General features: G+C 66.0%; 13 protein-coding genes. 8 read left to right on the forward strand and 5 right to left on the reverse strand.

Annotated features, from left to right (window positions below; genetic code table 11):
• Window positions 1-74 precede the first annotated feature (74 nt).
• Both ACZ3HL_RS37895 and ACZ3HL_RS37900 read left to right on the forward strand, forming a co-directional pair.
• Complete coding sequence (locus tag ACZ3HL_RS37895; protein ID WP_465536333.1) at window positions 75-281, forward strand: hypothetical protein; 207 nt, start codon at window positions 75-77, stop codon at window positions 279-281.
• A 1,035-nt stretch (window positions 282-1,316) separates the two neighbouring features.
• Complete coding sequence (locus ACZ3HL_RS37900) at window positions 1,317-1,622, forward strand: hypothetical protein (protein WP_465536335.1); 306 nt, start codon at window positions 1,317-1,319, stop codon at window positions 1,620-1,622.
• Window positions 1,623-1,630: 8 nt separating this feature from the next.
• Here the strand turns inward: ACZ3HL_RS37900 and ACZ3HL_RS37905 are convergent, their stop codons facing one another.
• The 4 genes from ACZ3HL_RS37905 to ACZ3HL_RS37920 are packed head-to-tail and all read right to left on the reverse strand — an operon-like array spanning window position 1,631 to window position 5,459.
• Entirely contained in the window at window positions 1,631-2,491 is an 861-nt protein-coding gene (locus tag ACZ3HL_RS37905) for a DNA glycosylase family protein (protein ID WP_465536337.1), read from the reverse strand.
• Complete coding sequence (locus tag ACZ3HL_RS37910) at window positions 2,488-3,072, reverse strand: DUF3558 family protein (RefSeq protein ID WP_465536338.1); 585 nt, start codon at window positions 3,070-3,072, stop codon at window positions 2,488-2,490. The genes ACZ3HL_RS37905 and ACZ3HL_RS37910 overlap by 4 nt, the downstream gene beginning before the upstream one ends.
• A 35-nt stretch (window positions 3,073-3,107) precedes the next feature.
• The gene (locus ACZ3HL_RS37915) at window positions 3,108-4,400 is read right to left on the reverse strand and encodes a hypothetical protein (RefSeq protein WP_465536339.1); all 1,293 of its coding nucleotides are present in this window, start codon (window positions 4,398-4,400) and stop codon (window positions 3,108-3,110) included.
• Window positions 4,401-4,436: 36 nt separating this feature from the next.
• The gene (locus ACZ3HL_RS37920; protein WP_465536341.1) at window positions 4,437-5,459 is read right to left on the reverse strand and encodes a hypothetical protein; all 1,023 of its coding nucleotides are present in this window, start codon (window positions 5,457-5,459) and stop codon (window positions 4,437-4,439) included.
• Between the two features lie 904 nt (window positions 5,460-6,363).
• Here ACZ3HL_RS37920 and ACZ3HL_RS37925 point away from each other — a divergent pair.
• On the forward strand, window positions 6,364-7,608 hold the full coding sequence (locus tag ACZ3HL_RS37925) for a helix-turn-helix transcriptional regulator (RefSeq protein WP_465536343.1): 1,245 nt from the start codon (window positions 6,364-6,366) through the stop codon (window positions 7,606-7,608).
• On the opposite strand, the gene ACZ3HL_RS37930 is transcribed toward ACZ3HL_RS37925, so the two are convergent.
• Window positions 7,609-8,250: an HAD family hydrolase gene (locus tag ACZ3HL_RS37930; RefSeq protein ID WP_465536345.1), complete on the reverse strand. Its 642-nt coding sequence runs from the start codon at window positions 8,248-8,250 to the stop codon at window positions 7,609-7,611.
• Window positions 8,251-8,518: 268 nt separating this feature from the next.
• On the opposite strand from ACZ3HL_RS37930, the gene ACZ3HL_RS37935 reads away from it, so the two are divergent.
• From ACZ3HL_RS37935 to ACZ3HL_RS37955, 5 genes are all read left to right on the forward strand, one after another.
• Window positions 8,519-9,751 (forward strand): helix-turn-helix transcriptional regulator, encoded by a 1,233-nt coding sequence (locus ACZ3HL_RS37935; RefSeq protein WP_465536347.1) that lies wholly within the window; start codon window positions 8,519-8,521, stop codon window positions 9,749-9,751.
• 23 nt (window positions 9,752-9,774) lie between these two features.
• A complete protein-coding gene (locus tag ACZ3HL_RS37940) occupies window positions 9,775-10,662 on the forward strand; it encodes a phosphotransferase (protein WP_465536348.1) in 888 nt (295 codons plus the stop codon).
• A gap of 230 nt (window positions 10,663-10,892) precedes the next feature.
• Window positions 10,893-11,810, forward strand: a complete 918-nt coding sequence (locus ACZ3HL_RS37945) for an SAM-dependent methyltransferase (protein WP_465536350.1) — start codon at window positions 10,893-10,895, stop codon at window positions 11,808-11,810.
• Window positions 11,811-11,933: 123 nt separating this feature from the next.
• Window positions 11,934-12,509, forward strand: coding sequence for a hypothetical protein (locus ACZ3HL_RS37950; RefSeq protein WP_465536352.1), 576 nt, complete (start codon window positions 11,934-11,936; stop codon window positions 12,507-12,509).
• Window positions 12,510-12,567: 58 nt separating this feature from the next.
• Window positions 12,568-13,617 carry an ABC transporter substrate-binding protein gene (locus ACZ3HL_RS37955; RefSeq protein WP_465536354.1) on the forward strand — a complete coding sequence of 350 codons (1,050 nt, stop codon included), beginning with the start codon at window positions 12,568-12,570 and terminating at the stop codon, window positions 13,615-13,617.
• The last annotated feature ends 77 nt before the right edge of the window (window positions 13,618-13,694 follow it).

Below are 13,694 nucleotides of genomic sequence, written 5' to 3' on the forward strand. Positions count from 1 at the left end.
CGGCCGCCACCCGTCCGGCGCACACCCCGCCCCGGCGCGGAGCACCCTCCCACCCGACAAGGAGAAGACCGACCATGACACCACCCACCGCCACCCGGCCCACGCCCACTCCCACGCCGATCGTCGCCCGGCCCGGCGACTGTTTCGAAGTCGGTGGCCACTCCTGCACCACCTGGACCTGGAAAGAGACCGCCTACGAGTACGGGCACGGCTTCGTCATGTGGAAGTCGCAGCTCGTCGACGCTCACCGCCCCGCAGCCCCGCAGGACACCAGCCGATGAGCGCCCGCATCAGCATCCGAGCAACCGGCCGCCGGAACCGGGCCGCCACCGCCCGCACCAGTTCCCAGCCTGCCCCGACACCACGCGGCGACACGACGCCCGCGCTCACAACGCACGGACGCCCGAGGCTCCCTGACGCCGGTCCGGCGCTCCCCGGCGCCCGGCTCCGCGCCTAACCCACCGTGCTGTGCACCCGGACACGCCATGCCCCGGCTGCGCCCGCGACCGGCACCACTGGGGTCCAGCCGTCACAGACCCCGAGCGCGAACTCACCCGCTGGACAGTGCGCCTGACACAACGACGGTGCACCTGCCGCCACTGCCCCTGCGGCAAACGCGAACTGACCCTGACCGCACGCCCCCGCTGCCCGGACCCACCCACCACCTACCTGCCGCTGGTCGGCTCGCTGAACCCCGAGGAGACCCCCGCCGTGATGCTGGCGCCCACCGTGCCGAGACACCGGCTTCCCGCGGCCGCGATGCTCAGCGCCGACCGGCGCACCTACCGCCCACCGCCGCTGCAGCTCGCGCGGCGACCAATGCCGTTCTCCGAAACACGGCACGACCGCCGCCCGCTCCCGATACCGGACGTTGCCCTCATGACACGAGTCCTGGACAAGCTCCGTCAACTGCCCACAACCGGACCCAAACACGTGCCTCCAAGCGGGCGGCGGCCGGGAACGCGCTCGTGAACCCCGACCTGCCTCGCCCTGACCGGCCAGGGATCAACCCTCCGAACCGCGACGGGGCCATCGCCGCCACAGGATTGCCGTCAGCGGTCTACTACCCCGCTTCCCGCCGCAGCCTGCGGACCCGGCACTTCCATCCATGACCGCGGGCTCGGTCACAGCCCTTCTGACCACACCGTCTTGCCGGAGCGAACAAACCCACAGCGACGTTCTCGCCCCACCACGACGCAAGCTGACCGGAAGCGACGACCGCCCATCACCGCGCGACGCTCCGGCTGTCGTTTACCCCCTGCCGCCGATTCCAGTGCCAGTACCCGCACGAGCACCACTACGTCTCCGAGGATCCCGTGAACTACGTACTCTCCGCAGCGTTCACCGACAACGTGGCCAAGCGCCTCGACGACTACGACCGCGTCGCCCTCGAGGGCGGCGCCGCGCTGGAACAGGCCGCCGGGCCAGGGATTCCACTCCTGACCGGCGCCCTGCGTGCCGTGCTGGCCCAGCATGAGATCGACACCCGCGGCACCTGCGAGGCCTGTCCGCGGCCACCGTGGCGCCGCCGGATCCGCTGCCGACTCCCGCGCGACCTCAGCGTTCTCCTCGCCGACCCGACGACCCTCGAGCTTCCCGCCGGGCGACACACCCTCCGCTGAACCCGGGCTCACCACAACACGTCTCGGGATCCTCTGCCGAGGACCAGCAGCGTCCAGGCCGATCGCTGGTCACCGGTCATGGCCTGCCACCGGACGCCGAATTCCGCAGCGTCCTCGGGCCAGCACGTCACGGGATCCAGGGCATGGACGCACTTCCGGACCAGGAAGTCGCCGGGCGTGAGGAACCGGAAATCTCCGGACAGGTCCGCGACCGCCGCGCCGGTGATCAGTGACCCGATCCGTGGCACCGGTGCCAGGACAGTGCGGAGACCATCCCACGGCACAGTCCGCCACTGGGGCTCCAGAGCCCGGGTGATCCACGCCGCGGTCCGCAGCCGATCGCGGACCTCGCCCAGACCGTGCACGTCGAGCACGTCCGCCGACAGCTCGAGAACGGTGCGCGGTCCGGGAAACAGCCACTCCCGGCCCAGAGGGCCGTCGTGGCCCTGCCCGAGTGCTTTCGCGGCGTTCCGGTAGAGGGTACGCGCGTGCTCGACTGGCATGGTGCATCGGAAGATCGCGCCGAGCAGCGCCTCCCACAGGTCGCCGGCGCGGATCCGCGCCACCGAACCTGCGGTGAGGAGTTCCTGCCCCAGCCGGGACTCCTGGCCGGTGACGGTGGCGGGGTCGGTGATGTCGACCTCGGGGTCATCACCAGGCTGCCCGGCAACGCGGTGAAGGTCGCACTCGTGGCCGCCGCCCGGGAGCGGCGCGGCGACAGCCAGCCACACCGCTCCCGATCCCCCACGCAGCAGTCGCCGCCAGCGCCCCGCACCGTCCAGCCACCACCCGGGGTGGTCGACCATCATCGACGGCCATCGCCCCATCCGCTCGTGCCACGCACCTTCGGGTGACCACGTCGCCGTCACCGGCCGGCTCCCGTCTTCACCGTGGCGACGACCAGCTCGGCGGCCTTCCCCGCCTCTGTGCACACGTCGCGGCTGTCGCCGGTACGGCCGATCAGCGAGACTTCCACCGCGGCGTCGTCGGCCACGCCGACCACGACCGTGCAATACCGCTGCGGATCCAGGGTCGTGGCCACCGCCGGGAAGCCGCCCACCGTCCGCTCCCGCCACACCCAGCCCTCGTCCGGGCTTGGGGCAGGGTAGACCGCGCTCAAGCCCTGCCGATGGGTCGTCGCGAAGCCCACTCTGACCATCCGCGCGGTCACCGGGTTCTCCCACAGGCAGGTCGGCCCAGCAGGTTCGTTCCGGTCGGGCTTGCCGACGGCGTCGATCCCCAGGACCTGCCTGACCTGACCTGGGGTGAGCGCGGTCGTGCACGGATGACCGGACAGCACCGTGACCGGAAGCGGATCACGCACCGCCGGTGCCCCCGCATACGGCGGGACCCGGGCCGTCAGCCCGAACGTCCGGGTGGTCGTCGGTGCCGGCGGCGGGCTCACCGGGGCCGGACCGCATCCGGCCACGACCGTTGCGAGCAACAGCATCACGCTCAACCCAGCCGCCTGCCTGCCTGGCCTGGTCATGCTGCCGCCTGGACGATGACGTCACCGCTGACCATCAGGTGATCGTTCTGTGTCGCGCCCTTCGCGAGGAGCGGATGGCCGTGGACGGCGTAGGTGTCAGGGTCGAAACGGGCCGGTGACCGCTTCGAGAGAACGATGCGATCGATCCGCAGCGCGGTCTCCGGATCGGTCGTGGTCGGGGTGAAGTCACCGGCGACCTGGCCCGCGTCCCACCACCCATGCTCCAGGAACCGGTCCATCCCGGTGTGCGTGCCCCACGTGCCGTCCGGACGCCGGATGCCTTTCTGGCTGCGCATCCACGGACGACCCACCCGGTCGCACACCGCACCCCAGTTCTCGTACACGATCTCGCCCTCGGCCGAGCTGGTCGTGTTGAAGTCACCGGCGTACAGCGCGTTCTCCGACGCGACCTGACCGTCCTGATCCGCCTGCTCGGTCAGACCGGTCTCGCCCCGGGATCCGTTCCAGTGCACGCACTTCAACCTGAACGGGTGGCCGTTGATGGTGGCGGTGAGGGTGTTGGCCAGCTGGGTCCGCCTGCCACCGAGCCGATACCAGGTGTCCGGCTGGACGACACGGGGGTCGACGAACAATCCAGGGACGTTCACCGATCCCGGAACCTCAGAGATCCAGGCGCGATAGGGCACTTCGCCGAACTTCCGGCCATCGGGCCCCAGGGTCGTCCACAACGAGCCGAGCAGCTTCAGGACTTCCTCGAGCGGATCCGGATCATCGGTTCTGTCGCTGTAGTGCGTGCACTCGGACAAGTACAGTGCGTGCGGCGCTTTCTTCAGCGAGCACAAAGTCGCCGCCAGCTTCTCGTGATCGTGAAACCGAGTCGCACGGTTGTATCCCGCGCGTTTCACGTTCGCTGTCGCGGTCCGTAGCCGTAGCTCGGTGCCCGTCATGCCGTCTCTCCCCTTCTTCGACCGCGCTCGCAGCGCAGCCGTCTCCTGTTCTTTCCATGCCTCGCGCACGTTGCGGGTCAACCACGACCGCACGCGCGCCTCCGGCACACCGACCAGGACCGCGATATCGACCACCGGGATCCCGCGTGCCTGCCACTCCAAGACCGTCCACAAGCGATACGGCGACCGCTCAAAGCGCGGTATCCATCGCACAAACGCGCGGCCGCCCTCCCCCGGACCGAACCAATCGGCGTCCGGCGCGCCGTCGGCGTGTGCCTCGATGACTAGTTCGCCGATCGTCGGCCACCACGCGGACCGGGCGCTCAAGCTGCTGCGCCGCAACGCCATCCGCGCCGCGACCGCATCGAGGCCCGGCGTCACGCCACTCGCCCAGCACCATGCACTTACCTGCGACCGCTATCCACCGGCACGCTCACTGGCGGATGGGGTGATCGCCGCCGGCGCGTACCGCGCGACAACCGGCAGATGATCCGATGCCTTCTTCGCCAACTCGCTGGCGATCACGTCGCACGACACCAACCCGCGCACGACGTTAGGAGTGACGATCACGCTGTCGAACCGGCGCAGCCCGCACGCCTGGTCACCCGGCCAATGCCCCACAGTCGCCGCCCACGGCGCATTGAGCGCCGCGGCCGCGTCCACCAGGCCGCCATCACACAGCACCCGACCCGCCGTCCGGTTCGCCTCCCACCCCCGCGTCCCGTCGGCGTTGATCCACGTTCGGCACTGGTCCACGAACTCGCGATCCCAGTCGACTGTGCGGCACGGTTCGCCATGGCGCACGCGGTATGGGTCGTGGTCGTACTCCGGCCACGACGCCGTGCGCGAGGCCTGTGGAGGCCAGCCCGGCAGATCCGCCGCGACCCCGTTCCGGTCCAGCCCGACCAGTGCCGCCCGCCGGTGAGGCGGCCGATACACCCGCTTCACGACCACCTCGCACTCGTCCGCGCGCTGACGCAGCCCATGCGGCCTCGCATGGAACGACCCATGTGCCACCGGCTCCCGTAACCTGACATCCAGGTCCAGCTGCACATAGCCATGCCACAGCGCCTGACCTGCTACCTCGGCGAACCCGCCCGCCGGGCTCAGCTCGTCCGACCACAACACACCCAGGTGATAACGCTGATTGCCCACCCCGACGGCCGGCCGGTTCCGCTGATACTCACACCGCAAGCCGGTCGCCTCGGCCAGTGTCCGCAGCCGCCACCCCGCACTCCCCGCCTTACTCCGCCCACCGGCTCCCGGCCACCACCGACGACACCACCGCGTGCCGGCTACCCCGGCCGTCCGGCCGTCGGCGATCAGCTCTTGCACGGCGACGACCAGCGCATCACCCGCCTTGGCCGCCTCCGCGCGCTGCTGACGGATCACCTCGTGGACCAGCTCGGCCCGCTCGAGATCGTCGCCGTAGGCGAACAAGTTGTAACTCATGAACCGGACGTGACCGGACCGCACAACACCTCCGCACACACTGAATCCCCTCTACAAGCGCAAGCACCTGCCATCACACGGCGGACAAGCACCGTGACGTCATTCCCGGAACCGGGCTCGATCAGGCTTCCGCTGTGTGACAGCACATCGCCCCTAACACTGATCACCTCAGTAACCGGCGCCCGCGCCACCAAGTCCGCCAAGTGTCTGGCCGCGGTGCGGTGGGAACGGGCCTGCTTGTACCCCTCTGGATCCCGCAGAAAACCAAGCAGCGGACGATCTGCTCGGACCGAAGACCACCAGATTCGCGGCCCCGTATTCGTAGAGTCTGTGGTGGGAATGACAGGTAGCCAAGCCGTAGCAGTGTCACCGATCATGTGAAGACACATTGGACAGTCAATTGCTGACAGAGTCACTACGTACGGGTCCGCACCCTGACTCCCTCGGTACACGCGTTCGGCACGGTACGAAGCACGCACACATAACGGGAGCAGGATCCCATGGTCTAGCTGAGTTCCGAGATCGAGAACGTGCACGACTCCAGATGACCGCGACCTCAATCGCGGGTTCGTGTCATGCCCTTCGCCACGGAATCCGAGCTCGACTGGTGGTGCTCGTAGAAGCGGAAACAGGGAAGCCCCATCATCACCAAGCAAGGCCGACGTCCAGCATCCCATCAGCTTGTGGTGCCACGCTGCTCCGCCAGCATCGCTGTGTCCAATACCTCGCGACCATGGGTTCCTTTTCAAGTGCGACGTCTGCTTCCGTTAGATCCTTCTCCTCTCGTTCCGTCAACACCAGGCAATCCGACCGGGCATCTACCGGCAATCAACCGGCAATTGGTAGCCTCGACCTGCAACGATGCAGACATGCGGACGAGGGGAGGCCGACTGTGGGAGAGCGACGGGAAGACCTGATCGCCGCACGCGTAGCGGCTGGTCACACCCAAGAAAGTCTCGCAGAGGCCATCGACGTCTACCCCAAGTCTGTCCGCAACTGGGAACACGGCAAATCCACACCCACCCGCGACAACCAGCTACGCCTAGCAGCCGCCCTCAACCACACACACCAAGAAATCCGCCTGATGCTCAGCCCCACAGCACCAGCCATACCTGTCCACAGTTGGCAAGCCGGGGCGCCGGAGAGCTCGGCCGTAGCGGGTGCCGTTCACTCGCAGATTCCGTATTTGCGTCGGGCACTTGACACCCGCGATGTGCCACCAGATGGCCAAACTCGAACTCTGCGCGATCTCCGACCGATAATTCAGTCAGTCGTCGAGCGGCGTTTGCAATCCGACTATGCGACCCTATCAGCTCAACTACCCGAAATTCTTAACGAACTACACCGAGCGATCATTTTGGCAGCACCCAGCACCAGGCACGGGTACGCCCGCCTTCTCGCATTCACCTATCGAGCAGCTGATGCTATCGCCGACAAGTTCGGCTATTACGATCTGTCGGCGCGAATCATTCAGTCACTTAGAGAATTCTCACTCCTGTCGGAAGACAGCCTTCTTGTCGGGACAAGTTCGTATGTCCGAGGCGAGGTCTTCTTCGCATCCGAAGACCTCGAGAGTGGAAGGCGCATCCTTGAGGCCGCAGCGAATGACATCCGCTTTGGAGAGTCAGAAACGGCAGCCGCCACCTACGGCGCACTCCACATGCGTGCCGCAGTCATGGCCGCACGGGCGGGGAACGGCCTTCAAGCGCGGGACCACATCGAGGAAGCTCAGCAGGTGGCCCGCCTGGTAAATGAAGGCATTCACCTCGGTACGGCATTTGGCGCGGCGTCCGTGCGTATCCATCGGCTGTCGCTCGCCGTCGAGATCGGCGACGCAGGTCAGGCGCTTCGTCTCGCGGGAGGCTGGTCTCCTCCCATGGCCATGCCAGCGGAGCGTCGCTCACACTTCTACATCGACCTAGGGCGCGCCTTCCACCTTGCCGGCCAGCCTGAGCGGGCGCTGAGCGCTTTCCAGAAGGCCTTGACGATCGCTCCTGAACACGTTCGCGAACATCCACAAGTCTTCGAGATTATCGAGCACCTCGAACCGGTTACTCATGGCGGCCTGCGGGATGCCGTTAGAGACTTCTCGGCCAACCTGGTCAAACCGCAGGGCAATAGCTCATCCGGAATGTAGTCAGGAAGCGAGCAACTCAGGAAGTTCGGCGAGCGAATCGATCACCCAGTCGGCGTTCTCGCGCACGATCGGGTCATCCGCCCACAGGTACCCCAATGGGCCGCGACGGATCAGCACAGGTCGCAACCCGGCCGCATGGGCAGGCACTACGTCGTTGTCCCGATGATCACCGACGTAGACGATCTCATGCGGTTCTCCTGGGGCGAACTCCTTGACCCGCTGAAAGAACCCGGGGTCCGGCTTCGCTAGGTTCCATTCGCCGGAGGTGGCGACCGCGTCAACTGGCAGTCCGAGCTGCCGAAGGAGCCTGGCCGCCACAACTGTCTGATTCCCCGCAATCCCGAGCCAGTAGCCCGCTTCCTGCAGAGCCTCCAGCGCGGAACGCGCGTCGGGATACAGATCTGATTCTTCGATCCGCTCGCCGACCCCAGCCTCCTCTCGCAACTGGCGCTCGACGGCCAGGTCAAAACCCGGACGAATGAGCTGAAACGCCTCAGAGTTATTATGGCCGGCAGCCGTGACCGCACCGACAAGACCGGACAACGTGTTCAACGGAACGCCGAGCCAATCAGCCCACGCGCCCCACTCCCGGTCATCCTTGAGCAGAGTCTCACCAACGTCGAAAACGACTGAACGGATCACGCTTCTCCTGCACGTCGTCCACCCACGGCCTGTCAACACCATAAGCCTGCCATGACCCCACCCCGCCACAACAACAATGACTGCATTGACCAGCCGCTCGTTCGATGTGCGCCGGCCGTCCCCCGAGGTCGACAGGCTGACAACCCCGCCCACCTGCAACCCAGCGGCCCCGAAAGCGCACTCGGACCGGGCATCTACCGGCAATCAACCGGCAATTGGTAGCCTCGACCTGCAACGATGCAGACATGCGGACGAGGGGAGGCCGACTGTGGGAGAGCGACGGGAAGACCTGATCGCCGCACGCGTAGCGGCTGGTCACACCCAAGAAAGTCTCGCAGAGGCCATCGACGTCTACCCCAAGTCTGTCCGCAACTGGGAACACGGCAAATCCACACCCACCCGCGACAACCAGCTACGCCTAGCAGCCGCCCTCAACCACACACACCAAGAAATCCGCCTGATGCTCAGCCCCACAGCACCAGCCCAGATCGGGCTGCCTGAGGTCCCTGAGTTTGAAGCGCTCGCGATGTTCCCGACCTTGGACGCGCCACCTGCGGAGTTTCTGGCTCGGACGACGGTGGCCACCCCGGTCCCGAAGCGGATCGGACGCGCGGATGTCGACCAGGTTCGGGCGATCACCTGGGCAATCGCGATGTCAGAAAACAAGTTCGGCGGCGGACCGGCGTGCGAGGCGGCCGCAGCTCAGTTGCGGTGGACGCAGCGATTGCTAAATTCCATTGGAACGAATGAAGTCCGCCGCGACATGTACGCGGCGGTAGCGAATCTGAGTTCTGTCGTCGCCCACACGGCGTTTGACATCGCGGATTACACAGCGGCTGACCGTTTCTTCCAGTTCGGCTTGTGGGCAGCTACTGAGGGTAAGGCGTGGCCTTTGCGGGCCAACATTCTGAGCGAGATCGCACGTAAGCAGATATACCTGGGCGAGTACGAGGACGCCCTGACCTCGATTGAGTACGCCCAGGTTCGATCAGACCGGCTTGCGAAAACTGGCCAGGCTATGCTGTGGGCTGTGCGCGCCAGGTTGCTCGCTTTGAATGGCAGGAGCGAGGAAACGGCGGCTGATGTCGACCGAGCCGATGACTGTTTTGCCGCGCGGACTCCTGATGAGGATCCGCCCTGGTTGTGCTATTACGACGAGGCGGAGCATCTTGGCTCCACCGGTAAGGCCTTGCTGATCCAAGCGCAACAGAAAAAACGTCCAGAGATCGCAGCCGGGCGACTGCAGTCAGCTATTCGCCTGCACGGCGACGCCTATCCGCGCTCGCGAACATTCTCCCGTATTCGGTTGGCCACGCTCCTGATGACTTCAGGAGATCCCGTCGAAGCCGCGGCGATCGGGACTACGGCCGTCGAGGAGGCGAAGCAGATCAGTTCAAGGCGAGTCCTCGAAGAGCTGACTCAGCTGGCGAGCGTTGCGACTGCACATGCCGCCCACGAGGAGGTCGCCACACTGCGCAGCACCATCGCTTCTCTCGCCTAGCGGATCCCTGGGACTATGACTTGGTGACATCTACCTCGGAATCTGCCCTCCGCGTCCTGATCCAAGCTGCCGCGATCGTTGACCTGGACGCCGAGCGCGCTTCGCTGATTCGAGACGGCAACAACGTCATGTACGCGCTGCCCGGTGGGATCGTTGCTCGGATCGGCTCACCCGGCAGCAGTCGTTACGCCCAGCGAGAGGTCGCCGTGTCGCGCTGGCTGAACAGTGAGGGCGTTTCCGCCACCCGGGCAATCGAGACACTTCCGCAGGACCTGTGCGTGGAGGACCGCCCGGTTACCTGGTGGAAGCTTCTTCCCTCGCATCGGCCGGCCACTCCGGCGGAGCTCGGCGGACTCCTTTGGCGACTGCACCAACTCGTCCCGCCGCAACATCTGAAGCTGCCCAGCCACGACCCCTTTGCCGACATTGGCAGCCGCGTTCACGAAGCGATCTGGCTCGATTCCGACGACCGCATCTGGCTCACGGATCACGAAGCATCCCTCCGCGAGTCGTACGCCGCGCTCCCGAACTCAGCTGGCCACGATGTCATCCACGGAGACGCGTGGCAGGGCAACGTCGCCGTGCTGGATGACGGCCATGCAGTCCTCCTCGACCTCGAAGCCGTCAGCCTCGGCCGCCACCAGTGGGATCTGGTGCAAATCGCCGTCGACTACACCGACTTCGACCGACTTACCAAGGACGCGTACGACGGCTTTGTAGCGGCATATGGCGGCTTCGACCTGATCCACACAAGCGAGTTTCGTGTCCTCGCCGACATTCAGGAACTACGGTGGTTGGCCTTCGCGTTGAGTAAGGCATCCTCGGATGCACGGGCCGTTCGGGAATGTCGGCATCGCCTCGCTTGCCTTCGGGGCCAGCTACCACGCCCCTGGACCTGGAACGCAATGTAGCTCGCATTCTCATGGCAGGCGTCTTTCGTAACGCGCAGCATACCGATGGACTACCTCTGTCACCCAATCAGACCAGAAGTTCGGTTACTAACCGTCATTTAAGCAGGTGACAGGCACGCCTTGCCGGTGGATTGCCGGTCGATTGCCGATGAGATTACCCATTAGATTGCCTGGCTTCTTCACCTCGGCGTCATCAAGATCACCCCATCACATTCGAGGGGTTGATGTCCGTGGCTTTCGATGTCGCCACCAAGGGGTTGATGCCGTCAGAGCTGACGGCGCTTCACCATGGTCCCAGTCGTGTGCGGTTGATCGACGCGCTGGTGGGTGGAAAGGACCACTACGAGGAGGACCGGCAGGCTGCAAGTGCGGTCAGCGCGGCGCTGCCGGACGGTGCTGCTACGGCGAGGCGCCTGTTTGAGGAGGACCGCCGGTTTCAGGTGCGGGTCTGCGAGATGCTGCTCCGGCGCACGCAGGTCAGAACCTTCGTCGTCTGCGGAGCTGACCAGTGGGCAGTGGACGGGGATCCGCTGCACGAGCGCATTCACCGGACGAACCTCGATGCTGTCGTTCTTTATGTTGAAGCGGAACCGGTCATCTTCCGCCACGCACTCTCCCAGCACGACACTGCCATGAACTCGGCCAATGCCGTTGTCCGGGTCGTTGAGGCCGATATCTACGATCCCGACCTCCTCCACCGGCTGTATGAAGAAGAGCATGTTCCTCTCGACCGTGAGTGCCCGGTGGCCCTCCTACAGTGCGGGACCTTGCCGTTCGTGCCTCACGGCACGAGGTGGACCGCGCAGGACATCACAGCCGGTTTGATCGACACGCTTCCGGACGGGTCGTTTCTGGCACTGACGCACCTGTGCGCACCGGAAGACCCTGATGGCGCTGAGGCGGCGCTGCAGGCGGGTAAACAGCTTGAGGCGCGAGGTTTTGGGACTCGCCCTTTCCTTCCGCAGAAGAACATCGAGGCACTGTTCGCCGATCTCCCGCTGGTTGTTCCTCACGCGCTGACGAACGACCGCGTACCTGTGCCGTGCCCGGAGTGGTATCCGCCCGGCCCGTTCCGCCAGCGGGTCGCCACCGATCGGTTCAACCTCGCCGGCGTCGCACACAAGGGACGGGCCTGGCCGAACGTGTAGTCACCCACATTTCGAAGAGAGCCGCCCCGGCCGGCTCTCGGCCTGTACGGGAGGAACACTGTGCCCACAACGAATTCCACGGCGCTTCTAGCGTACGAGGGTCCGACGTCGCTGCCCGCGCTGGTGCTGTCCGCCGTCGGCGAGGACCGCCGCGATCACGTGTTCACGCGTCAGTCTCATCGGGACAGACATGCGGTCGCGGTCGCGCTGGCCGCCGACCTCTTCCTCGAGCGCGCGGTGAAGATCCAAGGTGGGCGGCTGGCCGTCGCCGACGCTGCGGCGGTCACCCGGCTGGCCGGGCCGTGCGGCCTAACGGTCCGCGCGACCCTGTCGAGAGATCTGCCGGTCGACGACATACTCGCCGCACTCGAGGGCCCGGCGTACACGGTGGCCTGGACAGCACTGCAGCGCGCGAACTCGGCCCGCAAGTACCCGTTCCGGGGCTGGGTTCTGACAAACCCTGAGGCCACCTTCCTGTGGCATCGCATGCTCGCATCGGCGCACCAGGACCGGGATACAGCAGATAGCCGCGCCGCGGTGCTCTGGATGATCCTCTCCGAAGCCGGACTCCACCGCGATCAGCTGCGTTCACCGAGTCTGCAGCCGCGCAGCGGCTGCCCTGACGCCCTCCGCGGCCTGCTGCTGACCACATACGAGCATCACCGCCGAACTCCATTCAGACAGCGTCAGCAGCACTGACCGTGCCACTACGGCCCAAAGTTGTTGTTTCCCGCCGGCTCGCGTCCGGCGTCCACCCTTGCCTCTCCCCATTCCCCGTTGCGTCGTTATCGGAGACACCATGATGAGATCGTCTCGCTTGACCACTAAACGCTGTTCCAGCGTTCTCAGTGTCGTCCTCGCCGCCACGCTTCTGCTCGTTACCTCAGCCTGCGGGCTTCTCGGCGGCGACACCGACGAGTCGTCTGGTCCGCGGCCGAAGGTGGCGGCGACCTTGATGACGATCCTGGACTCCGCTCCCCTGCGGTGGGCGATCGATCAGGGATACTTCCGCGCCGCCGGAATCGACGTGACCCCGGTCCCTGCCGAGAGCGGGCAGGTCGGCATCACCAAGTTGCAGGCCGGGGACGCTGATATCGCCTACGCCGGTGATGTCGCGATCATCTCGGCCGTCGCCACGGGCGGCCTGGACCTGCGGGTCATCGCCCAGGCCGCGATGGCGGGCCCCGAAACCATGTGGATCATGGTCCGCAACGACGGCTCGGTCTCCACGGTGGCGGACTTGGCCGGGAAACGGATCGCGCACAATGGCGTGAACGGTGTGAGCCACATGCTCACACGCGCCGTGATGGCCACCCACAAGGTCGACGACACGACCGTGCAGTGGACGCGAGCGAACTTCCCCGACATGCCGGGGCTGCTCGCCCGCAACGAGATCGACGCCGCGCTACTGCCCGAGCCGTACATCATGCCGGCGAGCAAGCTGCAGTTGAAGCCGCTGATCGATCCGATCAAGGGCGGGGGCTTCGAGCAGTCGATCCCGACCGGCAGCTACGTGGTCACTGCTGCCTGGGCGCAACAGCACCCGGCGGAGATCGCGGCGTTTCAGCAGGCAATGCGCCGCTCCGCGGCCGAGGTGACGTCGAAACCCGAGATCGTGCAGCAGCTCGCCGTGCGGGAGATGAAGGTCGACGCGGGCGACGCGCAGTTGATGAAACTTCCAATCTTCCCGCTCAAGCCATCCGCGGTGCAGCTGCAGCGCTGGGCGGACCTGATGCACGACTTCGGCGTGATCAAGCAGCCGGTCCGGATGTCCGAGCTGGTCATCGCTCCCCCACCGGACCAGTAGGCCCTTTCTCCGTCCGCCGACCCTGGCACGTACCGCACGAGTGCGGCACCACCACTTCCACGATCACGAAAGCACAC

It is taken from the genome of Amycolatopsis sp. NPDC000009 (assembly GCF_055563465.1).

Bases quoted from the DNA above. Each gene is read 5' to 3' on its own strand.
- ACZ3HL_RS37910 (WP_465536338.1), bottom strand. From the start codon at position 3,072: ATGCTGTTGCTCGCAACGGTCGTGGCCGGATGCGGTCCGGCCCCGGTG.
- ACZ3HL_RS37895 (WP_465536333.1), top strand. From the start codon at position 75: ATGACACCACCCACCGCCACCCGGCCCACGCCCACTCCCACGCCGATC.